We start from the raw sequence: 24,387 nt of genomic DNA, 5'->3' as shown, positions 1-24,387 counted from the left end.
ATGACGCTGCTTGTTACGTCATCAGTCCTCGCTGCGCCCCCGATGGAGATTACCCCCTCGCCTGTTCAGGAGCGGCTGGCGGAGTGGCTGATCCTCGTCGGGCCGGAGGGAAGCAGTTTCCCGGCACAGCGTTACTCCAGTTTCCTCGCACAGACGCCGCAATGGCCGCAGAGAGTGCGTATTCTGTGGCGTTTTCAGAACGCCCTGTCCCAGACATCCGATCCGCAGACCCTGAACGCTCTCTGCCCGCTTTATCCGCTCACATTGCCAGCGGCGTTTATTACAGCCTGTGCAGACCATCTCCCGGACCCGGCTTCCACAGCGCGCCGTCTCTGGCTGTCCGGCAGTGCCCTGACCACTGCCGAAGAGCAGACCCTGCTCACGCGGTTTGGTCAGACATTCACGCCCGCCGATCAATGGACCCGCTATGAAGCGCTCGAACTACGGGGGCAGTTTTCGGCGGCCTCCAGACAGATCGAGCGCCTTTCCGCCGATCAGCAGCTTCTTGCCCGCGCCAGACTGGCCGAACGTCTGGCGTCTCCCGATGCCGATTCCCTGTTCACCTCCCTGCCATCAGACCTGCAATCCGATCCGACCCTGATCCGCTATCGCCTGCGTGCGCTGCGTCGCGGGGATCGGCTGGATGAAGCGCTGTTTCTCTGGACCACGCAGGGCGTAGCTCTGCAGCAGGCGCACCCATCCCATGACTGGTCTTCCGAACGGATCAGCCTCGCCCGCGCCCTGCTTCTGGCCGGTCGTCCGAAAGAGGCGGCCGATCTCGCAGATGACACCACCCTGCCTCCGGACACCACAGACCGTCAGGAAGCGGCTCTTCTCAGCGGCTTCATTGCGCTCAGAGAGCTTCATGACCCTGTGCGCGCGGAACAGTTCTTTGCCCTTCTTCAGAGCGCAACCTCGCTTCAGATGCAGGCGCGCGGCTATTACTGGACAGGCCGCGCCCTTCAGGCCGCTGAAAAACATCAGGATGCCGAAGCTGCTTTTCAAAAAGCCGCGACCTTCCCCACGACGTTTCCGGGTCAGCTCGCTCTGGCATCCCTGACGCAGAACAACGCCATTCTGGTCTCAGGTCGGTCGTCATCGGCCTTTGACGACGCCCTGTTACAGGCCCTTCAGTCTCTGCCCACTCCACCCGCCGGAACGCTCAGCCGACCTGATCTGCTCGAAGCCGCCACGGATCTCGTGCAGGCAGGTGATCCCGATCATGCACGGGATTTCCTCATGATGCTGGAAGCCGTCAATCCGTCTCCGGAAGGTCAGAAAGCCGTTGCCGATGCTGCATCCCGCCTTGGGTTACCCGCGCCGGAAGTCTTTGCCTCCTATGCCTTGGCCCGCAAGGGCATCGCCCTTTACCCGCAGGGCTTCCCCGATCCCTACCCAGCCGCATCAACTGTTCCGGACGGCCTGCTTCCCGCCATCATCCGACAGGAAAGTGGTTTCGATCCGAACGCACTAAGCGGCGCCAAGGCCGTGGGCCTGCTGCAACTCCTACCTGCCGCAGCCAGAGACGTGGTGCGCAAGGGGCATCTGGGGCCGATCAATGTCTCTCCTGCGTCCCTGACCGATCCTCAGACAAACCTGAAAATCGGCAACGCCTATGTCTCGCAGCTTCTCGAACGCTTCGGGAATGTAATCCCCTACGCATTGGCTGCTTATAACGCGGGCCCGCATCGAGTGGACCTCTGGCTCAAAGCAAACCCACCTTCCGACCCGTTGTCAGAAGACGGCGTTCTGGACTGGATCGAGCGCCTGCCCTACCGGGAAACCCGCCTTTATATCGAGAACATCGAAGCAGGAATGATGGTCTATCGTGTCAGGAATCTTCATGCCGGATAATGACATTGCAATCCTTGCTGGAGAGGTTCTGGAGCATCTGCGCCGATCCGGTCGCAGGCTGGTGACAGTGGAAAGCTGCACAGGCGGCCTGATCGGCGCTGCTCTCAGTGATATTCCCGGTTCGTCAGACGTTTTGGAAGGCGGCTTCATCACCTATTCCAATGCTCTGAAAATAAGCGCCGTGAGCGTGCCAGAAACGGTTCTCGCACAATACGGAGCCGTCAGCCTCCAGACGGCTCAGGCCATGGCGGAAGGTGGCCTTCTGAATGTCGTGGATGCTGATATTGCCGTCTCTGTGACAGGCATCGCAGGCCCAGGCGGTGGTAGCGTTGCCAAACCGGTCGGCACCGTCTGTTTCGGGCTGGCTGTTCGCACCGGCTTGCCTTCGGTCGTTCAGTGTCACTTCGTCGGAGATCGCACCAGCATTCGCTCTCAGGCTGTGCAGCAAGCCCTTCAGATGGTTCTGAACGCCTGACGTAAAAAAGGCGGCTCCGAATGAACGGGGCCGCCCTTTTCTGCAAACCTGCAACAGACCACCGATCTGTTTACAGCCTCAGTTGCCCTGCGTCGGAGCTGGCATCGTTGAAGCTGCCGGAGCTGCCTGAAGGCTGGGAGCGGTCGGGATCGCGGTCGGAGCAGCGGGCGGAACTGCTGCTGTCGGAGCGGTCGGAGAAACCGGCGTCTGGGCCTGCTGCAGCGAACGTGCGTTCAGATCTTCCGTCGTGGGGGAGCCGCTGGCTTTTGCAGCATGCTCGCCCTTGTCATGATGCTTGCCGTGATGATGCGCGGCCATGGCCGGAGAGGCCGCAGCGACCAGTGCAGTCAGAGCGAATGCGCCAAAAGAAATCTTTTTCATAACGTAATCCTTTCCTGTCACCATCGCGGTGTTTGACTGTGTAACGACTCAACCCGCAAATGGTTCTGGCAACACTATGAAATTTTATGTCCTTTGGGAAAGACCGGGCGTAGAAGGAGCAGCCTTTGCCCCCTGCGCACCGTAAATATCTCGTGCGCGCTTGATGAAGGCGGACACCATAAGGCGCACACCCTCATTGAACACCACGCCCATCGCGTTTTGTAACAGGCGCGACTTGAATTCGAAATCCACAAAGAAATCGACCAGACAGCCACGAGGGTCCGGGCTGAACGTCCACACATTGTTCAGATAACGGAAAGGCCCTTTTTCATAACGCACCCGGATGCGCGACGGCCTCTCCAGCGTCACACGGCTCGTGAAGGTCTCGCGGAAGGGGCCAAACCCGATCGTCAGATCCGCCACAAGCTCCTGTTCCGTCTGGGTGCGGATGCTCGCCTTCACGCACCAGGGCAGAAACTGCGGATACTTCTCGACATCCGCCACAAGATCAAAGAGCTGGTCCGGAGTGTAGGCGATCAACCTTTGCTCGGCATGTGTCGGCATCAGAGACTTTCTTTCAGACGGCTTTTCCGCGCAGCCTGAAGCTTCGCGAAGTCGCTGTCCGCATGATAGGAGGACCGGGTCAGCGGACTGGCACTGACCTGAAGAAATCCTTTTGAACGGGCAGCCGCAGCATAGCCGTCAAACTCGTCGGGGGTAATAAACTTTTCAACGGCCGCATGTTTTGCGGAGGGCTGAAGATATTGCCCAAGTGTCAGGAAATCGACGTCCGCGATCCTGAAATCATCCATGACCTGAGCCACTTCCATACGCTCCTCGCCCAGCCCAAGCATCAGGCCGGACTTGGTAAAAATGGAAGGATCGAGTTTCTTTACTCCGTCCAGCAATCGAACGGACTGATAGTAACGCGCACCCGGCCGGATGGTGGGATAAAGTCGGGGTACGGTCTCGATATTGTGATTGAACACGTCGGGACGTGCAGCCACGACGACCTCCAGCGCTCCATCTTTGCGAAGGAAATCAGGAGTGAGGATTTCAATCGTAGTCTCTGGAGAGGTCTGCCGGATCGAACGGATGACCTGTGCGAAATGCTCCGCGCCACCATCTGCCAGATCGTCGCGATCCACGGACGTGATGACGACATGTCGTAGTCCAAGCTTCGCCACAGCCTCGCCAACACGCCGGGGTTCGTCCGCATCAAGATGCTTTGGCATCCCGGTCGTGACGTTGCAGAACGCACAGGCCCGGGTGCAGATCTCGCCCATGATCATCATCGTGGCATGACGTTGCGACCAGCATTCCCCGATATTGGGGCATGCTGCTTCTTCGCAGACCGTCACGAGGCCTGCATCGCGCATCAGCGCCCGCGTCTCGTGATACACGGGATGGTTCGGCGCCTTGACCCGGATCCAGGACGGCTTGCGCTGGATCGGATTGTCAGGCCGATGCGCCTTTTCCGGGTGACGGAGCGCGGGTGCTGCGCGGTGGTCGATGGTGATGCGCTGGGACATGGTGCTCAGATATGCAGCGGGCCGTCGAAGGCCGCCAGTGTTGCCTCGTGCATGGTCTCGGAAATGGTCGGATGCGGGAAGACCGTTTCGATCAGTTCCGCCTCTGTCAGTTCCCCGGTCCGGGCAATGACATAACCCTGAATCATTTCCGTTACTTCCGCGCCGATCATGTGCGCACCCAGAAGTTCGCCACTCGTCGCGTCGAAAACGGTCTTGACCATGCCGTCCGTCTCACCCATCGCAACAGCCTTGCCGTTGGCGATGAACGGGAAACGGCCAACCTTGACCTTGTGTCCTGCGGCAATGGCCTTCTCTTCACTGAGCCCGACAGACGCGATCTGTGGACGCGAATAGGTGCAGCCCGGAATGTTCAGCGGATGCAAGGGCTGCGGCGAACGTCCGGCAATTTTTTCAACGCACAGGATGGCTTCGTGGCTCGCCTTATGGGCCAGCCACGGTGCTCCGGCCACATCACCGATCGCATAGACACCCGGCTCGCCTGTCCGGCAGAAGCCGTCCGTGACGATATGGGTCCGGTCCACCTGAACCTTGGTGCCTTCAAGCCCCAGATCCTCGACATTGCCCACGATGCCAACCGCACAGATCACGCGGTCCACCGTCAGATCGATTTTGCCTGTTGGGCTCTCGATCGTCGTGGAAACCTCGTTCTCACCCTTGTTCAGCGGGCCGACCTTCGCGCTGGTGATGATCGTCATCCCCTGCTTTTCAAAAGCTTTGCGGGCTGCTGCACTGATTTCCGGATCTTCGGCGATCAGGATCCGATCCGCCACTTCGGCGATCGTGACCTCACTGCCCATGTTCCGGTAGAACGACGCAAATTCGATACCGATCGCACCCGATCCGATGACTAGAAGACGCTTCGGCAACTCCTTCGGCGTCATGGCCTCGCGTGCCCCCCAGATCAGGGTGCCATCCGTTTCCAGTCCCGGAAGCTGACGCCCCCGCGCACCCGTTGCCAGAATGACATGCGGGGCTTTGATGGTCGCAACCGCCGCGCCATCCTTCGTGATGGCAACTTGATGCGCCTCGCCCGAACGACCGGCCAGTTTGGCGCGGCCGTCAAAGGTCGTGACCTTGGCTTTCTTCAGAAGATGGGCAATCCCTCCCCCCATCCGGCGCGCAATGCTGCGTGAGCGGCCCACGATCTTGGACAGGTCGAACGAGATATTGTCTGCGGACAGGCCGAACGTACCTAGTTCATGTAGAAGATGATGGATTTCCGAAGAGCGCAGAAGCGCCTTGGTCGGAATACAACCCCAGTTCAGGCAGACGCCACCAAAATGCGTGCTTTCCACGAGCGCCACGCTCATGCCGAGCTGGCTGGCTCGCAGCGCCGCCACATAGCCGCCGGGGCCGCCACCAACAACAATCAGATCGAAAGTCTCGGACATGGTTCAGACCACCAGAAAGTAAGGATTCTGCACGATATCGCGCAGCGCATTCAGCCACTCGGCCCCAAGGGCCCCATCCACCGCACGATGATCGACCGACAGCGTCGCCGTCATCACGGTTGCAATCGCAATCTCCGAGCTACGGACCACGGCCCGCTTTTCGCCGGACGCAATTGCCAGAATTCCGGCCTGGGGCGGATTGATGATCGCAGCGAAGTCACGCACGCCGAACATCCCCATATTGGAAACGGAGAACGTCCCGCCCTGGAATTCCTCGGGTTTGAGCTTTCCGGCACGCGCGCGCTTGGCTAGATCCTTGGCTTCGACGCTGATGTCGCGCAGGGATTTGCGATCGGCATTGCGGATAATCGGAGTAATCAGCCCGTCCGGAATTGAGACGGCCATCGAGATATCAACATTCTCGAAATGCAATGTCTCGGCATCCGTGAACTGAACGTTCACGCCCGGAACTTTCTTCAGTGCCAGCGCCACGGCTTTGATCATCATGTCATTGACCGAGATCTTGAAGCTGTTTTCCTGCGCCGTCGCATTCAGTTTCGAACGCAGGGCCAGCAGCGCATCCAGCTCGATATCCACCGAAACATAGAAATGCGGAACCTGCGTCTTGGATTCCGTTAGGCGACGCGCGATCACTTTCCGCATCGTCGAGTTCGGCACCCGACGGACCGTCTCTTCCGATGCGGTGATGACGGGCGTAGAAGCAGCTTTCGGAGCTGTCTTGGGCGCAGTTGGGCCTTTTTCAACGTCGCGCTTGAGAATGCGTCCGTTCGGACCACTTCCTGTCAGGGCGTCAAGGGCAATGCCTCGCTCACGCGCCATACGCTTGGCGAGCGGAGAGACGAAAATCCGCTCTCCTTTGTCCTCAGCCGGAGCAGCAGGCGTTGTTTTTGCGGTTGCCGTCTCAGCCTTGGGAGGCGCTGCGGCCTGCGCGGAAGAGACGTCAGGCAGGGCCTCGCCGTTTTCCACAAGAATCGCAATCGGCGTGTTGACGGGAATCCCCTCAACGCCTTCCTGAATCAGGATGCGGCCAAGGATGCCCTCGTCCACGGCTTCCACTTCCATGGTCGCTTTGTCGGTCTCGATTTCAGCAATCACGTCACCCGCAGCGACGGTATCGCCCTCGGCTTTGAGCCAGCGGGCCAGTTTGCCTTCGGTCATGGTCGGCGACAGCGCCGGCATCAGAATATCGGTAGCCATCGTTGTCAGTCCCGCAGCTGCTTGCGAACCGCATCCACAACCCATTCAGGTTTCGGAAGCGCCAGTTTTTCGAGATTGGCCGCATAGGGCATGGGTAGGTCAAGCCCGCAGACACGCGCTGGCGGAGCATCGAGCCAGTCAAAAGCCTGCTCGACGGCCACCGTGCAGATTTCCGCCCCAATGCCCGCAACCGGCCAGCCTTCTTCGACGGAGACAATGCGGTTCGTCTTCTTCACACTGCGTACGATTGTCTCGGTATCCAGAGGACGGATCGAGCGCAGGTTGATGACTTCGGCCGAAATGCCTTCTTCTGCCAGAAGAGCTGCGGCTTCCAGCGCCACACCGACCATGATGGAAAAGGCCACGAGCGTTACGTCCGTCCCTTCCCGTTCGATCTTCGCGCGACCGATCGGCAGGATGAAGTCTTCATCTACGGGGCACGGAAACTTCTGGCCGTAAAGGATCTCGTTTTCCAGCACGATCACCGGGTTCGGATCGCGAATGGCGGCCCGTAGCAATCCCTTCGCATCTGCAGACGACCAGGGGGCGACCACCTTCAGGCCCGGAATATGTGCAAACCAGCTTGCGAAACACTGCGAGTGCTGTGCGCCGACACGCGCCGCTGCACCATTCGGGCCACGGAACACGATGGGACAGCCCATCTGACCGCCGGACATGTAGAGCGTCTTGGCGGCAGAGTTGATAATATGATCAACGGCTTGCAGCGAGAAGTTCATGGTCATGAACTCGACGATCGGCTTGAGCCCGGTCAGCGCCGCACCTACGGCCATGCCCGTGAAGCCATGTTCCGTGATCGGCGTATCGATGACGCGCTTCTCGCCGAACTCGTCCAGCAGGCCCTGACTGACCTTGTAGGCACCCTGATACTGCGCCACTTCCTCACCGATCAGGAACACGTCCTCATCACGACGAAGCTCGGCCGCCATGGCGTCACGCAGGGCCTGACGGACGGTGATTTCGCTGGTCTCGCCCCAGTCCCGGTCATTCTCGGCCTGTGCGACTTCCGGTGCTTCCACAATCCCCGGATCAGCCGGTGTTTCAATCGCGACAGAAGCGCCCGCAGCTGGATCGGCAGAACGGGTTACGGTGTCCGCTGCCGAAGCGTCCTCGCCTTCCGCCAGAAGCACGGCGATCGGCGTGTTGACTGCAATGTTCTGAGTCCCTTCGGCAACCAGCGTCTTGCCAATCACGCCTTCGTCCACGGCTTCCACTTCCATGGTCGCCTTGTCGGTCTCGATCTCGGCGATCACGTCTCCGGCGGAAACGGTTTCACCCGCCGTCTTGACCCAGCGCGCAAGCGTCCCTTCGGTCATGGTCGGCGAGAGAGCCGGCATCAGAATCAGAGATGCCATGGATCAGGCCTCCACCAGAATGTCAGTCCAGAGTTCGGAATGATCCGGCTCGGGGCTTGTCTGCGCAAATTCGGCCGCGTCAGCGACAATGGCTTTCACGTCCGTCTCAATGTCCTTGAACACGCTCTCTTCGATCCCGCTGCGCAGCATCTCGGCCTTCAGCGTGTCGATCGGGTCGCGCGTCCGGCGCATTTCCTCGACTTCCGAACGCTGGCGATACTTCGCCGGGTCCGACATGGAGTGCCCACGATAGCGATAGGTTTCCATTTCCAGCAGGAACGGCCCCTTACCCGCACGGCAGTATTCCACAGCTTCCTGCGCAGCTTCATGAACGGCAAAAATGTCCATGCCGTCGACCTTGCGGCTGGCAATGCCCCAGGGTTCGCCATTGCGCGACAGATCTTTGGAAGCCGAGGCGCGCTCAATGGACGTGCCCATGCCGTAGCGGTTGTTCTCGATCACATAGATGCAGGGCAGCTTGTGCAGGGCCGCGAGATTGAAGCTCTCATAGACCTGGCCCTGTGCCGATGCGCCTTCGCCGAAATACACGATCGAGACTTCATCCGTACCGCGATACTTGTTCGCGAAAGCTAGACCCGTACCCAGTGCGACCTGCGCGCCGACGATACCATGACCACCGTAGAACTCCTTTTCACGGGAGAACATATGCATGGAGCCACCCTTGCCGCGGGAATACCCGCCGGACCGGCCCGTCAGTTCCGCCATCACACCGCGCGGCGTCATACCTGCTACGAGCATCTGTCCGTGGTCACGATAGGACGTGATGGACTTGTCGCCCTGCTTCATGTTGAGGCCGATCCCGACCACAACGGCTTCCTGCCCGATATAAAGATGGCAGAAGCCGCCGATCAGACCCATGCCGTAAAGCTGTCCGGCTTTTTCCTCGAAACGCCGGACAAGAAGCATGTCCCTGTAAGCGCGCTTCATGGTCTCCGGCGAAAGGGCCGGACCGTTGCTCCGGCCTGAAGCGGACGGTGTCTCGTCCATGACGGTCTCCTGATGGAAATGCATAAAATCCCGCATGCTCTTAGCGGCAGAAGCCACCAAAAGCCAGACCACGTTCCGCTTGCGCGAAACGCCTCGATCTGGGGGATATGCCGTGAAAAAACGGCCCTGACCGCCCCGAAAGGCGGCCGGAGTTTAAATAAAACCGAGCAGTCGACGTGCCGCCACGCCCGGATCGGGCTCACGCAGCAGGCTCTCACCGACCAGCACGGCGCTCGCGCCAACTGCGCCAACCTTCATCATGTCATCCTGCGTCCGGATGCCACTTTCAGAGACGACCAGACGATCCGGCGGCACCATCGGCGCCAGATCGATCGTCGTCTGGATATCGGTTTTCAGAGTGCGCAGGTTACGGTTGTTGATCCCGATCAGGAATGTATCGAGTGCCAGCGCCCGGTTCAGTTCGGCTTCATCATGGACTTCCAGCAGGACATCCATATCTAGTCCACGTGCAATCGCGATCAGTTCGGCGGCCTGCGTTTCCGTTAGCACCGCCATGATCAGCAGAATGCAGTCGGCCCCGATCAGACGGCTTTCATGGACCTGCCAAGGGTCAAGGATAAAGTCCTTGCGCAAAATCGGCAGACTGCAGGCTTCGCGAACAACGCGGATATCTTCCGTGCTGCCATGAAAGCACGAGCCTTCCGTCAGAACGGACAAGCAGGTGGCGCCAGCGGCCTGATAGTCCTGCGCAATTTTCACCGGATCATAGTCCGGACGCAGGATTCCTGCGGAGGGAGATGCTTTCTTGATTTCGGCAATCAGTCCGACCTGACGGTCTGCCGTCAGATGCTGAAGCGCTTGCCCGAACCCCCGTGTGGGAGTGGTGACTTCCCGCGCCCGCGCCGTGACGTCCTTGAGAGACATGATCTGCGAGCGCTGTTCGATGTCCACCCGCGTACGCGCGCAGATGCGTGCCAGAACATCACTCCGGTCGGCAGCGGTTTCCGCTTCCGGATTTTTGATGGGAGGGGTCGTCGTTTCCGGAACTTCCGGGTCCGGAAACTGTTCTGTTCCCTCGGGCGAATATGTCATCGCCGGTCGATGGTGCATGAATGTCATGATCGTCCTGCGTCTGTGGAAGCAATGGAATGAGTCGGGGAATGAGCTGACAGACGCGCCCGCTCAAGCGCGGCGCGGGCGAGCCCACGGTCGATGGACTCTGCCGCCAGACCTACATTGCGACGGAAAGCCGGAACGTCAATCGTCCCGCCCTTCACGATATCGCCGCGTCCTGCCACATGCAGGGCCGCGGCTGCGTTGAGAAGAACCGTATCACGGTAAGCACCAATAGTGCCTTCCAGCAGGGAAAGCAGTGCGGTCGCGTTGGTCTGGGCATCACCGCCCCGGATGGCGGAGATCGGAGCTGCCTTCAGGCCTGCCATATCCGGTTCGATCTCAAACGAAAAAAGAGCGTCTTTCTCCCAGGCCGAGACCTGAGAGAGGCCAGCGAGGGTCAGTTCGTCACTGCCACCTTCAGGGGTCGCGCCATGCACGACCCAGACAGACAGGCTCCCCAATGCGCCAAGGGCTTTCGCCACCGGCTCGCACCAGCGTCCATCAAATACGCCGATCAGCTGATGGCGCACCTGAGCGGGATTGCACAGTGGTCCGAGCAGATTGAACAATGTCCGAAAACCCAGCGCCTTACGCACCGGCGCCGCATGGCGCATGGCAGGATGATGCTGGGGGGCTGCCAGAAAGACCAGACCGTCTTCGCGCAGACGCCTGCCTTGCAGGGCCAGATCATCGGTTGGTGGAATGCCCAGAACTTCCAGAACATCCGTTGCGCCCGTGGCTGACGAGAGCGCGCGGTTGCCGTGTTTGGCGACTGGAACGCCCAGACCGGCCAGCACGAAGGCCACGGCCGTCGAGACGTTCAGCGTCTTCAGACCATCCCCGCCCGTTCCGCAAACATCAATCGCTCCAGACGGAACATCCGGCAGGAGCGTCATGTGATGCCGGACAGCTTTCACGGCACCCGTCAGCTCGGCCAGAGTCTCTCCACGGAGTTTCAGAGCCGTCAGAAAAGCCGAAAGATGAACTGGATCAACTGTTCCTGCCATGATGGCGTGAAAAGCAGTTTCTGCTTCCTGATTGCTGAGAACCTGCCCCGAAACAGCTTTTTGCAAAAGCGTTGTAAACTCAATTCCCACCGTCAGGCGGCCTGCGAGGTTACGACCGGAATCCCGGCAATCGTTAGGAAGTTGGCCAGCAGTTCGCGTCCAGCGACGGAAGCGATGCTCTCTGGATGGAACTGAACGCCATGTATGGGATAGTCGCGATGGCGCACACCCATGATGACCCCATCTTCCGTCCGCGCATTGACGACCAGAGTCTCGGGAATGCTGTCGGGCCGAAGCGTCAGGCTGTGATAACGCACGACATCGACCGGATCGGGTAATCCGGCAAAAACCCCCGTTCCGTCATGGTGAACGGCGCTGATCTTGCCGTGCATCGGCACCGGCGCCCGCACGACTTCTGCACCGAAGACCTGCCCGATGGCCTGATGACCAAGGCAGACACCGAAAACCGGCACTCGCCCCGCGGCTGCGCGGATCAGATCACAGCAGATCCCCGCTTCCGCAGGGGCACCGGGACCGGGTGAGATTACGATGGCAGCCGGATTGAGCGCCAGAGCCTCTTCAACGCTCAGCGCATCGTTGCGACGCACGTCACATGCTGCTCCAAGCGCGCCCAGATGATGGACGATGTTGAACGTGAAGCTGTCGTAATTGTCGATGAGAAGGATCATGGCAACAGAATGACCTTCACGTCTCTTTTCGTCAAACAACACATCGTGAGCTATCCTCCGTCAGGCTTTGGCCGCGGTTGCGACCGCGATTTCTGCCGCCCTGAAGAGTGCGCGGGCCTTGGCCTGTGTCTCGCGGAACTCAGCATTCGGATCGCTGTCCGCCACGACGCCGCATCCGGCCTGCACATACATGTTGCCGTCCTTGAGAACGGCCATGCGCAGCCCGATGCAGGTATCCATCTCGCCGTCCGCGCCGAAATATCCGACGCAGCCGGAATACGGCCCGCGTCGTGTCGGCTCCAGTTCGTCGATGATCTCCATGGCGCGGATCTTGGGCGCACCTGTCAGGGTTCCTGCGGGGAATGCGGCCACGAGCGCGTCCATCGCCGTGCTGCCATCCTTGATCTGGCCCGTGACGGTCGAGGAAATATGCATCACATGGCTGTAGCGCTCGACGACGAACTGCTCCGGCACTGCGACGGTACCAAGCTTCGAGACGCGGCCTACGTCATTGCGTCCCAGATCAATCAGCATCAGATGCTCGGCCAGTTCCTTGCGGTCTGCCAGAAGCTCTTTTTCCAGAGCCAGATCCTCATCGCGGTCTGCACCGCGCGGACGGGTGCCCGCCAGCGGCCGCACCGTGACTTCGCCGTCCCGCAGTCGTACTAGAATTTCCGGCGAGGAACCCACGAGAGCGTAGTCCTCAAGCTCCATCACAAACAGGAACGGTGCCGGATTGACGCGCCGGAGGCTGCGATAGAGCGAGAGCGGCGAGAGGGGGAATGGTGTCGTAAAGCGCTGGCTCGGCACGATCTGGAAAGCATCGCCCGCCGCAATATAGTCCTGCGCCTTGCGGACATGGTCTTCAAACTGCTGCTGCGTCATGTTGGAGACCGGAGCTTCCAGTTCCGTACCGGCAGGCAGTGTCTCGCGCGCGTCTCCTAACGGAGCGGACAGAGCAGACCGCGCCCTGTCCAGAAGTGCGTGAGCTTCCGTGTCCGTCGTGTCTCCACGGACCGGCACGGCCAGTGTCAGTTCGTCCCGCACGGAATCAAAGACCGCGAACAGGCGCGGACGGATCATAATCCCTTCCGGCAGCCCCAGATCGTTGACCGGAGCATTCGGCAGACGCTCCATCTGACGCACCATGTCGTAGCCCAGCACGCCGAACACGCCACCGATCATGGGAGGCATTCCGCTCGGAAGATCCATCTGGCTTTCGTCCACGATGGCCTTGAGTGTCTCGAGCGGTATTCCGTCGATGGGTTTGCCGTCGAGCGTGACCTTCCCGTCCCGGGACTTCCAGACCAGATCCGGCAGTAGAGCTATGACGGAATAACGCCCGCGTGCAGCACCACCTTCGACGCTTTCAAACAGAAGCCGATACGGATCATCCGACAGGTTCGAAAGTCTGAGAAATGCCGAAACGGGCGTCAGGAGATCGGCGGCCTCGATGCTGTAGACAATGCCCATCAGTGTGCCCCGTTTTCTGCTGCGGGTGCGCTGGCCGGAGCCGCGGCCGCTACGACCTGATTGTAGAGCGCCATATTGATATGCGAAGGCGGGAAAGCCTTTTCCATCGCAGCACTCAGGACCATCGGAATATCGGACTGCATGGACTGACGATAATCGTCCACAAGACGGGTGCCGAGGGACTTCAGGTCTTCTGCCGAAGCAGGGCGATCGGCCGTCACGTTAACGAGCCAGAACGCATCCGGCGTTTCAAACATCCCGGTCGTACCCGGCTTGAGATCAAAGATCCCGCGCAGGATGTTCTGGGGCAGGCTTTGATCGGGATGAACGCGCGAGACGCTCACGTCCTGACGCAGGGCCGAAGCTTCCGGCTGTCCGTCCATGGCCTTGCGAAGCGTGCCGGACTTTGCGGTACCGAACAGAGCTGTTGCGCGTAGATTGGCGGCGCGGCGCTTCTGTTCTGCCGTCCACGCCTGAACGACCTGATCGCGTACGCTGTCGAAAGGCTTGAGGGTTCCGGGGCGGACCTCGTCAACCAGTACCGAAAAGAAGGTGCCATTCGGGCCGTTGACCACTGTCGGCTGAGCACCTTTGGATTGCGTGAAGACCTGATGAACGATGGCCTGACGCAGAGTTTCATCACCCGGGATGGGTGCGGGCAGACCGTCCTGTGTCATGCCATTGGAGTCCAGCGTTCCCGCAGCCGGAACAGCGCCGAGATCGCCCGGGATCTGTTCCAGCGTCGAAGAACCGGCAACCGCGTCCTGAAACTGCTTCTGGCGTGCCTGAAGAGCCTCGGCAGATTCCTGCGTCTGGACCTGCTTTTTCAGATCGCCTTTTGCCTGCTCGAATGTTGTTTTGTGAGGCGCCACGATGGCCGTGATGTTGAAAACGACCCATCCCATTCCGGTCTTTTCCGGGCCGGAAATGCGGTCAGGCTGTGCAGCGAAAGCGGCCTTAGCGAGTTCGGGGTTGGGAATATCGCTCTGCCGAACCGATGGCAGGGCCACGGCAGCGGCTTCGGGAAACTTCTTCTGGATATCGTCCCAGGAAAGTCCGCCTTTCCATGCCGTCGCTGCCGCAGCGGCTTTCGCCTGATCCGTAAAAGTCAGAACCTGAAGCGTCCGGGTCTCGGGCATGTCATAGGTGCGCGCCTGAAAATCGTAGAGACGATGAAGAACATCGTCCGGAACCTCGATTGTCTTGGCAACGCTGTCCGCCGTCATGACGACCATCTTGGCATGACGATATTCTGTCGTGCGGAACATCTGCGGGTGGTTGTCATAAAAGCGGTGAAGCTGTTCGTCTGTGGGAGGCGCAGTCACGGCGCCGCTCGCAAACGGGATTTCCACCATATCAAAAACGCGCTGGTTCGCATCGAAAGACAGCATGCGCTCCGTCAGTGATGGGGGCGCGACTACGGCCTGACCGATCCCCTGCAACAGACCACGGGATGCAATATCCTCGCGAACGACCTGAATCAGTTTGCCTTCAGTCAGACCCATCCGGGTCAGACGGTCGTTAAAGATGCTTCGGTCAAACTTTCCGGCCGCGTCATGGAAAGCGGGGATCGCGAAGATGTCCTGCCGCACCAGATCGTCGGGCACCATCATGCCTGCGCGCTCGGCGGCAAGCTGGATCTCGTTCTGCATCACGAGATTTTGAAGCGTCTGTCGGGCGATCTGCTCCACCTCGCTCTTGGGCAGTTTGGAGGGATCAGCAAGTCCGATCTGCTTGGCGACGGCGGGAAGCTGGGCTGAAAGTGCTCGGCTGAAATCGTCCGGAGTGATGCTGCGATCATAGATGCGCACGATTTCGTTGGACCCTGTCGCACCCAGATTGGAGTAAACATCTCCCACGCCCCAGCCGATAAAGGCCAGAAAGATCAGAAGAGCGGCGGCACGGCCAATCCAGGAGTCAACAAACAGGTGGCGGAGCGAGATAATCATGGGGTCAGGGCAGATCCGGATGACGGGATGGTGCGGACACGGTAGGACCGCTAAACTTGCCGCACCATAATGTCGTGAGAACGGCTTGACCAGAAGCAGACCGGAACGGAAAGCATCCTTTTAGCCCCCGTCCGGTCCTTAAGCCCCGATTGAGCGGTTATCCCGCTGCTATCGCCACGAAGGAGGAAGAGTGATCCCATCCCCAAGACTTGTCGTTGGTAACTGGAAGATGCACGGGCTGCGTGAGCAGTCCACCCGTCTGGCCCGTGCCGTCGCCGAGGGCGCAGAGGCCCTTCCTGATGATGTGCGGCTCGTCCTTTGCCCGCCCTTCACCCAGCTTGCGAGTGTTCACGGCATCATCAATGCCGCAGGCCCGGATACGCTACTGCACCTTGGCGCGCAGGACTGTCATACGACTTCGTCCGGTCCACATACCGGCGATATCTCGGCGGATATGCTGTCCGATCTGGGGGTACAGTATGTCATCCTCGGTCATTCCGAGCGTCGTCAGGCCCATGGCGAAACCGATGCGCTGATCCGCCGGAAGGTCGAGGCGGCCGAGGCTGCCGGGCTTATTCCCATCGTCTGTATCGGCGAGACGATGGAGGAACGCCTCGAAGGGCGGACGACCACCGTTCTGGCAACGCAGGTCGAAGGGTCGCTGACGGACAATTTCAATGGCGTGCTGGCCTATGAGCCGGTTTGGGCCATCGGAAGCGGCTCCGTTCCGCCGATTGAGGAGCTTGAACGGACCCTCTCTTTGCTTCACGGACTGTTGCAGTCGCGTCTCAAGATGGATGACATTCGTGTCCCGATCCTGTATGGCGGCTCCGTAACACCGGCTCAGGCGCCGACCATTTTTTCCATCGGGTCGCTCGGAGGGGTGCTGGTGGGCAGTGCCAGTCTGGAAGCGAAGAGCTTTCTGCGCATTGCCGAATCAGCCTCTCTCCGCCTGTCTGCCCAACCACTGTCCGGACCCTATCGTTCATGACCACTCTTCTGCTTGCTCTCAACCTGCTGGTCACACTGGCGCTGATCGGGGTGATCCTCATTCAGCGCAGCGAAGGCGGCGGCCTCGGCATCGGCAGCGGCCAGGGGATGGGTTCGTTCATGAGCGGCCGTGGAACGGCAACGCTTCTCACACGGGCCACGTCGATTCTGGCCGGAATTTTCATGCTGTTGTGCCTGGTGCTGGCCGTCATGAACCGTGGTGCCTCCTCCGGCGTTGGCTCCCGCGACATTCTGGCCCAGCCACCTGCTGCTCAGACGACACCCGCGACCACAACCCCGGCAGCTCCCGCCGCTCCGGCGTCCACGCCTGCTCACTAATCGGGCCTGAAAATCCCCGTTCAGATTTTTTAACGGGGATCTTTCACACAGACGCGTCTCTTCGCTTCCCCTGCCCTATGTCGGCAGTGTATGAAGACCGCCCATGACGCGTTTCGTATTCATCACCGGCGGTGTGGTATCTTCTCTCGGCAAGGGCATCGCTTCCGCGGCCCTCGCTGCTCTCCTCCAGGCGCGCGGATACAAGGTCCGCATGCGCAAACTGGACCCCTATCTCAACGTGGATCCGGGCACCATGAGCCCGTATCAGCACGGCGAGGTGTTCATTACCGATGACGGGGCGGAAACTGACCTCGATCTCGGTCATTATGAGCGCTTCACGGGCGTTCATGCCTCCCGGGCTGATAATACCACGACGGGCCGGATCTATTCGGATGTCATCGCGCGCGAACGCCGCGGCGACTATCTGGGCGGGACCGTGCAGGTCATTCCGCATATCACGGATGCCATCAAGGACGTGGTCGTCACGGGCACGGACGATTACGATTTCGTGCTGGTGGAGATTGGCGGCACGGTCGGCGATATCGAGAGTCTGCCCTTCCTTGAAGCCATCCGTCAGCTCCGCAATGATCTGGGCCATGCCCAGACCATGTGCGTGCATCTGACGCTTCTGCCCTACATTCCGGCAGCCGGCGAACTCAAGACCAAGCCGACGCAGCATTCCGTCAAGGAACTGCAGAATGTCGGTATCCAGCCGCAGATGCTCCTGTGCCGCTCGGACCGTCCCATTCCGGACAATGAGCGTCGCAAGATCGCCAATTTCTGCAACGTCCGCCCGGAAGCAGTCATTGCGGCGCTGGATGTGGACACGATCTATGCCTGCCCCATTTCTTACCACAATGAGGGAATGGATCAGGAAGTCCTGCGCTATTTCGGCCTGCCCTATGGCAGCAAGCCGGACCTCTCGCGTTGGGAAAAGATCGTCCATGCGATTCGCGAACCCGAAGCCGAAGTCCGCGTGGCTGTTGTCGGTAAGTACACAGCTCTGCTTGATAGCTATAAATCGCTCGCTGAAGCCTTGCTGCATGGTGGCATCGCCAATCATGTGAAGGTCAATCTGGACTGGATCGAATCGGAAGAGTTTGAAAAGAACGGCAATATCGCCGAGCGCCTGAAGGATGCAGATGCGATCCTCGTTCCCGGCGGCTTTGGTGAACGCGGTGCCGAAGGCAAAATCCAGGCTGTCCGTTATGCCCGCGAGAACAATATTCCGTTCCTCGGGATCTGCTTTGGCATGCAGATGGCCGTAGTCGAGTGCGCGCGTTCGCTTGCCGGTCTTCCCAAGGCGTCCTCCACCGAATTCGGCCCGACGGACGAGCCTGTGGTCGGTTTGATGACGGAATGGGCGCGTGGGGGCGAACTGCTCCGTCGTCGTGAAGGCGGTGATCTGGGCGGCACGATGCGTCTTGGCGCCTATCCGGCAAAGCTGGTTCCGGGCTCCCGTGTGGCCGAGATTTATGGCCGTACGGAAATCCGCGAGCGCCATCGTCATCGCTGGGAAGTCAACGCCCATTACAAGGATCGTCTGGAGAAGACAGGTCTGCGGTTCTCTGGCCTTTCCCCCGACGGCGTGCTGCCGGAAGTGGTCGAATACCCGGATCACGCGTGGTTCGTGGCCGTGCAGTACCATCCGGAACTGCTCTCCAAGCCCTTCGATCCGCATCCCTTGTTCGCGGGCTTTATTGGTGCCGCCGTTAAGGAGGCTCACAGCAAGTGAGCTTCCGGATTGGAGACCTCACGGTCGGTCAGGATCAGCCCTTCACGCTGATCGCTGGCCCTTGCCAGATCGAATCCCGCGAGCATGCAACGGAGATGGCCGATGCCATCTCCGCCATCTGCCGCGAACTCGGAATCGGGCTGATCTATAAAAGCAGCTTCGACAAGGCCAATCGGAGTTCGGTCAATGCTGCGCGTGGTGTGGGTATGGATGCCGGTCTGGAGATCCTTGCCAGCATCCGCGAGCGATTCGGCGTTCCCGTCCTGACGGATGTGCATACTGCCGAGCAGTGCGCACCTGCCGCTCAAGCCGTTGATGTTCTGCAGATCCCGGCATTCCTGTGCCGCCAGACGGACCTGTTGTTGGCGGCGGGCGAAACCGGTCGTGCCATCAACATCAAGAAGGGCCAGTTCCTCGCACCGTGGGACATGGCCAACGTCGCTGCCAAGATTGCCTCGACCGGCAATAAGCGCATCATGCTATGCGATCGTGGAACGAGCTTCGGCTACAACACGCTTGTCAGCGATATGCGCGGTCTGCCGATCATGGCGCAGACGGGCTATCCTGTCGTGTTCGATGCGACGCATTCCGTGCAGCAGCCGGGTGGCCTTGGGGCATCAACGGGGGGGCAGCGTGAATTCGTGGAACCCCTCGCCCGTGCGGCGCTCTCAATCGGTGTGGCGGCTGTTTTCATAGAAACACATCAGGACCCGGACCATGCTCCAAGCGATGGTCCGACCATGGTGCCGCTTCATGAAATGCGTAGCCTTCTGACGCGCCTGAAAGCCTTTGACGCTCTGGCGAAATCCTTTCCGGCCTAACTCCCGGACGGAGCCAGAGCAGCCAGAAACAGGCTCAGTACCGCAATAGCCGTCAGTCCGGCTCTCAGCGGCAGATAGCCTGGGGGAAGTGCACCTTTCCTCCAGGCTTCCCGTTCCACTAGGAACGTCCCGACAAAACCGATGATTTCCAGCCCGAACCCGGCCCGGACATGACCGAGAACGCCGATGCAGAGGGCTAGCCATGCCCAGAGCGCAGGGCAGACACCCAGCACGAGGCGCTGCCGGTCCTGCTGTGAGGTGCCACCGACCGTAATGATGTCCGGTCGCTCCATGGCCAGCCCCCAGTGTACGGCCCCCAGAAATGACAGGATGCAGGCACCATACGCCAGCAGAATGATCTTCAGATGCGGCAGCGGCGTAAACAGTCCAGCAAGGAAGATCCACCCTCCAAGCGTCATGAAAGGGATCAGTCCGGCAATGCCGAGCACGAAAATGGGAAAAGGAAGGCGCATGTCGTCGTTGACCTCACGGCGTGATTTTGAGACTTGAAATAGCTGTTCCATTCAGAACGGTCACGAGCCAACCCGGTTCACGCATCCCAGGAGAGCTTCCATTGAGCGCCATCGTTGATATCATCGCCCGCGAAATCCTGGACAGCCGCGGCAATCCCACTGTCGAGGTCGAAGTCGAGCTGTCCTCCGGTGCCCGCGGCCGTGCAGCCGTCCCGTCCGGTGCTTCCACAGGCGCACATGAAGCCGTGGAACTGCGTGATGGTGACAAGTCCCGCTATGGCGGCAAAGGCGTCCTGAAGGCTTGTAGTCACGTCGAGAATGACATTCTTGAAGTGCTTCAGGGGGCCGAATCCGAAGATCAGATCGCTATCGACAATGCGATGATCGATCTGGACGGAACGTCCAACAAGTCCCGTCTCGGTGCCAACGCCATTCTCGGCGTCTCGCTTGCTGTTGCCAAGGCGACCGCCGAGGAACTGGAACTGCCGCTGTACCGCTATGTTGGTGGCGCTTATTCGCACCTTCTTCCCGTGCCGATGATGAACATCGTCAATGGTGGCGAGCATGCCGACAATCCGATCGACATTCAGGAATTCATGATCCAGCCGGTCGGCGCGCCGACGATTGCGGATGCCATCCGTATGGGCTCCGAAATTTTCGCCCGCCTGAAAAAAGGTCTGTCCGAAGCCGGCCATAATACCAATGTCGGCGATGAAGGCGGTTTCGCGCCGAACCTGAAGTCTGCGGATGAAGCTCTTGGTTTCATTGCAAAATCTGTTGAAGCCGCCGGCTATCGACTGGGTGAAGACGTAACCTTCGCTCTCGACTGCGCCGCAACCGAATTCTATGCCGACGGACGCTACAATCTGAAGGGCGAAGGTAAGGAATTTGATGCCTCGGGCATGATTTCTTACCTTGAAGATCTGGCCAATCGCTATCCGATCGTGTCCATCGAAGACGGTCTGGCGGAAGATGACTGGGAAGGCTGGGCAGAACTGACGACCCGTCTGGGCAAGAAGCTCCAGCTGGTCGGAGACGATCTGTTCGTCACCAATCCCGAGCGTCTGCGTCGTGGCATCAAGGCCGGAACCGGTAACGCCCTGCTGGTGAAGGTCAACCAGATCGGCACGTTGACGGAGACTCTGGAAGCTGTGGAAACCGCTCATAAGGCTGGCTATGCCTGCGTCATGAGCCATCGTTCGGGCGAGACGGAAGACTCCGTCATCGCCGATCTCGCGGTTGCTACGAACTGCGGCCAGATCAAGACAGGCTCCCTCTCCCGCTCTGACCGTACGGCCAAGTACAACCAGCTTATTCGTATCGAGCAGCAGCTCGGCAGTGCAGCCCGTTATGCTGGTCGCAACATTCTCAGAAACTCCTGAGACTGAGCCAGGCCTCATTCCTCCCCGGAATGAGGCCTTTTTTGTGCCTGAATATGATTGATGTCCGTATCATTCATTGTCTGGTCACAAATGACTGATATAGACTGATACAGTCTCTCAGAACGGAGTTTGCACGACGTGACACTGATCCGACTTATCAAGCGTGGTGTCCGCGCCGTAGCTCCTCCGGCTTTTTTCCTGTCGCTTACCGCCTATTTCGGCTGGAACGCTCTGCATGGGGCGCACGGGATTCACGCCTATCAAGAGCAAACCCAGCTTCGGAAAGATGCGATTCAGGCCCGGCAGGACGCTGATGACGAGCAGAATGTCTGGCGCCGCCGTGTCGTTGCTCTCAAGGAAAAAGCGCTGGACGCTGACATGCTGGATGAGCGTGCCCGTGCCACGATGAACCTGACACGCAGTGGCGATCTGGTTGTTCCTTACGGACCGCATGACAAGCTGTTCTAAGCAGTAGTTAAAACGAACAGCTCTCAGAGCATAAAAAAAAGCGGCCCGAAGGCCGCTTTTTTTTATGAAGACTGCTGGAGCAGGCTTACTTGATCTTGGCTTCGCGGAACACGACGTGCTTGCGTGCAACCGGATCGTACTTGCGCACTTCCATCTTTCCCGTAGCAGAACGGGCATTCTTCTTCGTGACGTAGAAGTAGCCGGTTTCAGCTGACGAAACGAGCCGGATCTGAATAACGTTGCTCTTTCCCATGATACCCTCGGGCTTTCGCCATAACTTATGCCGCTCGAAGGTGTCGATGCAGCATGTTGATCTCTAGATTTGGCGCACCATGCTGATTTGTGGCCCGTAGGTCAAGACCTTTGCGCACGATTTAGCGGTTTTCCTGTAGTTTCAAGGAGTTTGAAGCTTAAAAATTCTTGCTGGATATCTTTGTCGATGCGTCTCTTTGCTTGAAGGGCAACAGGTGGGAACCTATAAGGAACAAATGCAGGATGTCCGTCATTCTGTGTCCTGTTCTGACCTGCCTCCGCCGAGGCGCATGGGAGCGCCTGTATGCTGACCCGTAAGCAGCACCAGCTTTTGCTGTATATCGACGACCATCTCCGCCGCACGGGATATTCGCCCTCTTTCGATGAGATGAAAGATGCCCTCGAACTGCGTTCCAAATCGGGCATTCATCGCCTGATTTCCGCTTTGGAAGAGCGTGGCTTTCTTCGTCGTCACCATCATCGCGCACGGGCGCTCGAAGTACTGCGTCTGCCTCATATGGGTACGGAAGCTCCTGTCGCCCCTCTGGCCTCGGAAGCCGCCGGTTTCGTCCCGGCTGTTCTGAGCCAAGGCGAGACGGGCCTTGATGGAGCCTTCTCCGAAGCCAGTGTCGCCAATGATCGTCAGACCGTCAGCATTCCTCTTTATGGACGTATCGCAGCGGGTCTGCCGATTGAAGCTATGCAGGACGACAGCGACAGGATCGAAGTCCCCATTTCGCTTCTGGGCACCGGAGAACATTACGCCCTCACGGTGGCTGGCGATTCGATGATCGAGGCTGGAATTCTGGATGGAGACATCGCCATTATCCGGCGACGTGAGACGGCCGAAAATGGACAAATTATCGTTGCCCTCATTGACGGACAGGAAGTGACGCTCAAGAAGCTGCGCCGTCGTGGATCAATGATCGCACTGGAAGCTGCGAACCGGGATTACGAAACGCGTATCTTCCCAGCAGAACGTGTGAACATTCAGGGACGGTTGATCGCCCTTTTCCGTCAGTATTAAAGACGGGCTCCTGAACGGTAAAATGCTGACGGCTCTGGTCCGTCAGCAAACCCTTATTGAGGAGGTAAGGTCGTTCCGTGAATGACCTTCACACTTCCATCCGGGCCGATAACTGTGCTGGTGCCATCTCCGTTAGGAATGATGATGGCCTTGCTGGGGCTCTTGTTTAAAAAGCGGGCCGCACTATCGGGGACTGACGAAGGAAGTGTCGGAATAAGGTGGGTATGGTCCCGGGATACACCCTGATGCGTATCCGTACCTTCCCCGACTGACAGGCTCTGGCCCTGCATGAGTTGCGGGCCGGAGGCTCCAAGAGCGCCCTTGCCAGCGATTCCGCCCATGAAGTTTTCGTCAAGTGCAGCGCCGCCAAAGTAGGTCGCCGGATCGCCGAGAGCGTGGCTGAACGTACTGTTGGGGTTCTCGACATCCTTGAGCGTCGGGAGCGGTTGTGGGGCCCCGGGCCAGATATTTCCGCTTTCAGGAAGAATTGGAGTTTCGGAGTATTTCTCACCGCGGGCGCGATGAATATTCTCGCTGTCACCATGAGGGCCGTTCGGATTATCGAGCGCCGTCCAGACCATCGTGTCGCGGATATACTTGCCCATGCCTGAACAGCCGCTCAGAGCGAGAGGTAGTGCCAGCAGAGCGGTCTTCCGCATTTCTTACTCCCACGAGGTCAATCCATGACCTTTAGCGGTCCTTGTAACGGAGCGCCAGATGAAGACAGTCGAAGAACGCTACAATTCTTTCGCCTTATGACCTCAGAAGCCGATTTTGGATGATTTACGGGATTGTCCCGCCATGATGCGGGCTAACCCTGCGGTCAGATATCCCCAGCCGCTGATGACGGTCGGAATGACCGAGAACCAGAGGAGGATTCCGCCAATCAGTGTTGCCGGCAGAAAGGAAAGCCCCAGCATTCCTGCGGCTCCATCGCCACCGATCAGAAAACCGATCGCCACCATCTGGATGCCGGTTTTCCATTTTGCCAACCGCGTCGATGGCAGGGTTTCCCGCTGGGACGCCATGTATTCCCGTAGGCCACTGACCAGAATTTCCCGGATCATGATGATGATCGCCGCATAGAGCGAGTAGACAGGTAGTTGCGTCAGCCCTGCCAGCGCCAGCAAAAGCGATCCGACCAGCAGTTTGTCAGCGATTGGGTCCATCATCCGGCCGAGCTCGGACAGCTGCTGCCAGCGCCGGGCGAGTGCTCCATCCAGATAGTCTGTGATGCAGGCAGCCGTATAGACCACGCAGGCGATCACATTCGCGGTCGGTGAATGCACGGAGAGCAGCACGACCAGTACGGGAATGGACGCGATACGCAGCAGTGTCAGAATGTTTGGCAGATCTGTCAGCATCACGCTCAGTCTAGAACAGTTTCCCTCATACCGGTATGCGCCAATGTGTCCGCGAAAGATGTATTTTTCGTGTAAATCGTCGAACGGG

Annotated in this window: 25 protein-coding genes; 9 read left to right on the top strand and 16 right to left on the bottom strand. The window is 59.2% G+C overall.

Annotated features, from left to right (window positions below; translation table 11 throughout):
* Positions 1-1,854, top strand: coding sequence for a lytic transglycosylase domain-containing protein (locus HKD28_RS12075; protein ID WP_235993453.1), 1,854 nt, complete (start codon positions 1-3; stop codon positions 1,852-1,854).
* Positions 1,844-2,329 carry a CinA family protein gene (locus HKD28_RS12070; protein WP_194268485.1) on the top strand — a complete coding sequence of 162 codons (486 nt, stop codon included), beginning with the start codon at positions 1,844-1,846 and terminating at the stop codon, positions 2,327-2,329. Before HKD28_RS12075 ends, HKD28_RS12070 begins: the two co-directional genes overlap by 11 nt.
* A gap of 78 nt (positions 2,330-2,407) precedes the next feature.
* Here the strand turns inward: HKD28_RS12070 and HKD28_RS12065 are convergent, their stop codons facing one another.
* The 12 genes from HKD28_RS12065 to HKD28_RS12010 all read right to left on the bottom strand — a co-directional run bounded on the left by HKD28_RS12065 (position 2,408) and on the right by HKD28_RS12010 (position 15,448).
* On the bottom strand, positions 2,408-2,710 hold the full coding sequence (locus tag HKD28_RS12065) for a hypothetical protein (RefSeq protein ID WP_194268484.1): 303 nt from the start codon (positions 2,708-2,710) through the stop codon (positions 2,408-2,410).
* 84 nt (positions 2,711-2,794) lie between these two features.
* Positions 2,795-3,274 (bottom strand): type II toxin-antitoxin system RatA family toxin, encoded by a 480-nt coding sequence (locus HKD28_RS12060; RefSeq protein ID WP_194268483.1) that lies wholly within the window; start codon positions 3,272-3,274, stop codon positions 2,795-2,797.
* Positions 3,274-4,242 (bottom strand): lipoyl synthase, encoded by a 969-nt coding sequence (gene lipA, locus HKD28_RS12055; protein ID WP_194263029.1) that lies wholly within the window; start codon positions 4,240-4,242, stop codon positions 3,274-3,276. Before lipA ends, HKD28_RS12060 begins: the two co-directional genes overlap by 1 nt.
* 5 nt (positions 4,243-4,247) lie before the next feature.
* A complete protein-coding gene (gene lpdA, locus HKD28_RS12050; RefSeq protein WP_194268482.1) occupies positions 4,248-5,654 on the bottom strand; it encodes a dihydrolipoyl dehydrogenase in 1,407 nt (468 codons plus the stop codon).
* Positions 5,655-5,657: 3 nt separating this feature from the next.
* On the bottom strand, positions 5,658-6,872 hold the full coding sequence (locus tag HKD28_RS12045; RefSeq protein ID WP_194268481.1) for a 2-oxo acid dehydrogenase subunit E2: 1,215 nt from the start codon (positions 6,870-6,872) through the stop codon (positions 5,658-5,660).
* A 5-nt stretch (positions 6,873-6,877) separates the two neighbouring features.
* On the bottom strand, positions 6,878-8,245 hold the full coding sequence (locus HKD28_RS12040) for a pyruvate dehydrogenase complex E1 component subunit beta (RefSeq protein ID WP_194268480.1): 1,368 nt from the start codon (positions 8,243-8,245) through the stop codon (positions 6,878-6,880).
* A 3-nt stretch (positions 8,246-8,248) separates the two neighbouring features.
* Positions 8,249-9,253: a pyruvate dehydrogenase (acetyl-transferring) E1 component subunit alpha gene (gene pdhA, locus HKD28_RS12035; RefSeq protein WP_194268478.1), complete on the bottom strand. Its 1,005-nt coding sequence runs from the start codon at positions 9,251-9,253 to the stop codon at positions 8,249-8,251.
* Between the two features lie 153 nt (positions 9,254-9,406).
* Positions 9,407-10,333: an indole-3-glycerol phosphate synthase TrpC gene (gene trpC / locus HKD28_RS12030; protein ID WP_194268475.1), complete on the bottom strand. Its 927-nt coding sequence runs from the start codon at positions 10,331-10,333 to the stop codon at positions 9,407-9,409.
* Positions 10,330-11,433 carry an anthranilate phosphoribosyltransferase gene (gene trpD, locus HKD28_RS12025; RefSeq protein WP_194268640.1) on the bottom strand — a complete coding sequence of 368 codons (1,104 nt, stop codon included), beginning with the start codon at positions 11,431-11,433 and terminating at the stop codon, positions 10,330-10,332. Before trpD ends, trpC begins: the two co-directional genes overlap by 4 nt.
* The gene (locus HKD28_RS12020; RefSeq protein WP_194263033.1) at positions 11,430-12,026 is read right to left on the bottom strand and encodes an anthranilate synthase component II; all 597 of its coding nucleotides are present in this window, start codon (positions 12,024-12,026) and stop codon (positions 11,430-11,432) included. Before HKD28_RS12020 ends, trpD begins: the two co-directional genes overlap by 4 nt.
* A 60-nt stretch (positions 12,027-12,086) precedes the next feature.
* Positions 12,087-13,499: an anthranilate synthase component I gene (trpE, locus tag HKD28_RS12015; protein WP_194268473.1), complete on the bottom strand. Its 1,413-nt coding sequence runs from the start codon at positions 13,497-13,499 to the stop codon at positions 12,087-12,089.
* Positions 13,499-15,448, bottom strand: a complete 1,950-nt coding sequence (locus tag HKD28_RS12010; RefSeq protein WP_194268471.1) for a peptidyl-prolyl cis-trans isomerase — start codon at positions 15,446-15,448, stop codon at positions 13,499-13,501. Before HKD28_RS12010 ends, trpE begins: the two co-directional genes overlap by 1 nt.
* 190 nt (positions 15,449-15,638) lie before the next feature.
* Here HKD28_RS12010 and tpiA point away from each other — a divergent pair, with 190 nt between their 5' ends.
* From tpiA to kdsA, 4 genes are all read left to right on the top strand, one after another.
* Entirely contained in the window at positions 15,639-16,439 is an 801-nt protein-coding gene (gene tpiA / locus HKD28_RS12005; RefSeq protein WP_194268469.1) for a triose-phosphate isomerase, read from the top strand.
* The gene (gene secG, locus HKD28_RS12000; protein WP_194268466.1) at positions 16,436-16,777 is read left to right on the top strand and encodes a preprotein translocase subunit SecG; all 342 of its coding nucleotides are present in this window, start codon (positions 16,436-16,438) and stop codon (positions 16,775-16,777) included. Before tpiA ends, secG begins: the two co-directional genes overlap by 4 nt.
* A gap of 103 nt (positions 16,778-16,880) precedes the next feature.
* On the top strand, positions 16,881-18,512 hold the full coding sequence (locus HKD28_RS11995) for a CTP synthase (protein ID WP_194268456.1): 1,632 nt from the start codon (positions 16,881-16,883) through the stop codon (positions 18,510-18,512).
* On the top strand, positions 18,509-19,333 hold the full coding sequence (gene kdsA, locus HKD28_RS11990) for a 3-deoxy-8-phosphooctulonate synthase (RefSeq protein ID WP_194268454.1): 825 nt from the start codon (positions 18,509-18,511) through the stop codon (positions 19,331-19,333). Before HKD28_RS11995 ends, kdsA begins: the two co-directional genes overlap by 4 nt.
* Here the strand turns inward: kdsA and HKD28_RS11985 are convergent.
* Positions 19,330-19,806, bottom strand: a complete 477-nt coding sequence (locus tag HKD28_RS11985; RefSeq protein WP_228125595.1) for a DUF3429 domain-containing protein — start codon at positions 19,804-19,806, stop codon at positions 19,330-19,332. The genes kdsA and HKD28_RS11985 overlap by 4 nt on opposite strands.
* A 101-nt stretch (positions 19,807-19,907) precedes the next feature.
* Here HKD28_RS11985 and eno point away from each other — a divergent pair, with 101 nt between their 5' ends.
* Complete coding sequence (eno, locus tag HKD28_RS11980; protein WP_194268451.1) at positions 19,908-21,188, top strand: phosphopyruvate hydratase; 1,281 nt, start codon at positions 19,908-19,910, stop codon at positions 21,186-21,188.
* Between the two features lie 138 nt (positions 21,189-21,326).
* Positions 21,327-21,656: an FtsB family cell division protein gene (locus HKD28_RS11975; protein WP_194268449.1), complete on the top strand. Its 330-nt coding sequence runs from the start codon at positions 21,327-21,329 to the stop codon at positions 21,654-21,656.
* An 85-nt stretch (positions 21,657-21,741) separates the two neighbouring features.
* Here HKD28_RS11975 and rpmG read toward each other — a convergent pair whose 3' ends face one another.
* A complete protein-coding gene (rpmG, locus tag HKD28_RS11970; protein ID WP_011253780.1) occupies positions 21,742-21,909 on the bottom strand; it encodes a 50S ribosomal protein L33 in 168 nt (55 codons plus the stop codon).
* Between the two features lie 303 nt (positions 21,910-22,212).
* Between rpmG and lexA the strand changes: the two genes are divergently transcribed.
* A complete protein-coding gene (lexA, locus tag HKD28_RS11965) occupies positions 22,213-22,935 on the top strand; it encodes a transcriptional repressor LexA (RefSeq protein WP_194268447.1) in 723 nt (240 codons plus the stop codon).
* A 53-nt stretch (positions 22,936-22,988) separates the two neighbouring features.
* Here the strand turns inward: lexA and HKD28_RS11960 are convergent, their stop codons facing one another.
* Both HKD28_RS11960 and pgsA read right to left on the bottom strand, forming a co-directional pair.
* The gene (locus HKD28_RS11960) at positions 22,989-23,594 is read right to left on the bottom strand and encodes a hypothetical protein (protein ID WP_194268445.1); all 606 of its coding nucleotides are present in this window, start codon (positions 23,592-23,594) and stop codon (positions 22,989-22,991) included.
* Between the two features lie 102 nt (positions 23,595-23,696).
* Positions 23,697-24,299 (bottom strand): CDP-diacylglycerol--glycerol-3-phosphate 3-phosphatidyltransferase, encoded by a 603-nt coding sequence (gene pgsA, locus HKD28_RS11955; RefSeq protein ID WP_194268639.1) that lies wholly within the window; start codon positions 24,297-24,299, stop codon positions 23,697-23,699.
* Between the last annotated feature and the right edge of the window lie 88 nt (positions 24,300-24,387).

This window comes from Gluconobacter cadivus (assembly GCF_015244745.1).
Classification (GTDB): Bacteria; Pseudomonadota; Alphaproteobacteria; order Acetobacterales; family Acetobacteraceae; genus Gluconobacter; species Gluconobacter cadivus.
Note: the sequence above shows the minus strand (reverse complement) of the source record. Positions and strands in the feature narration are given on the sequence as shown.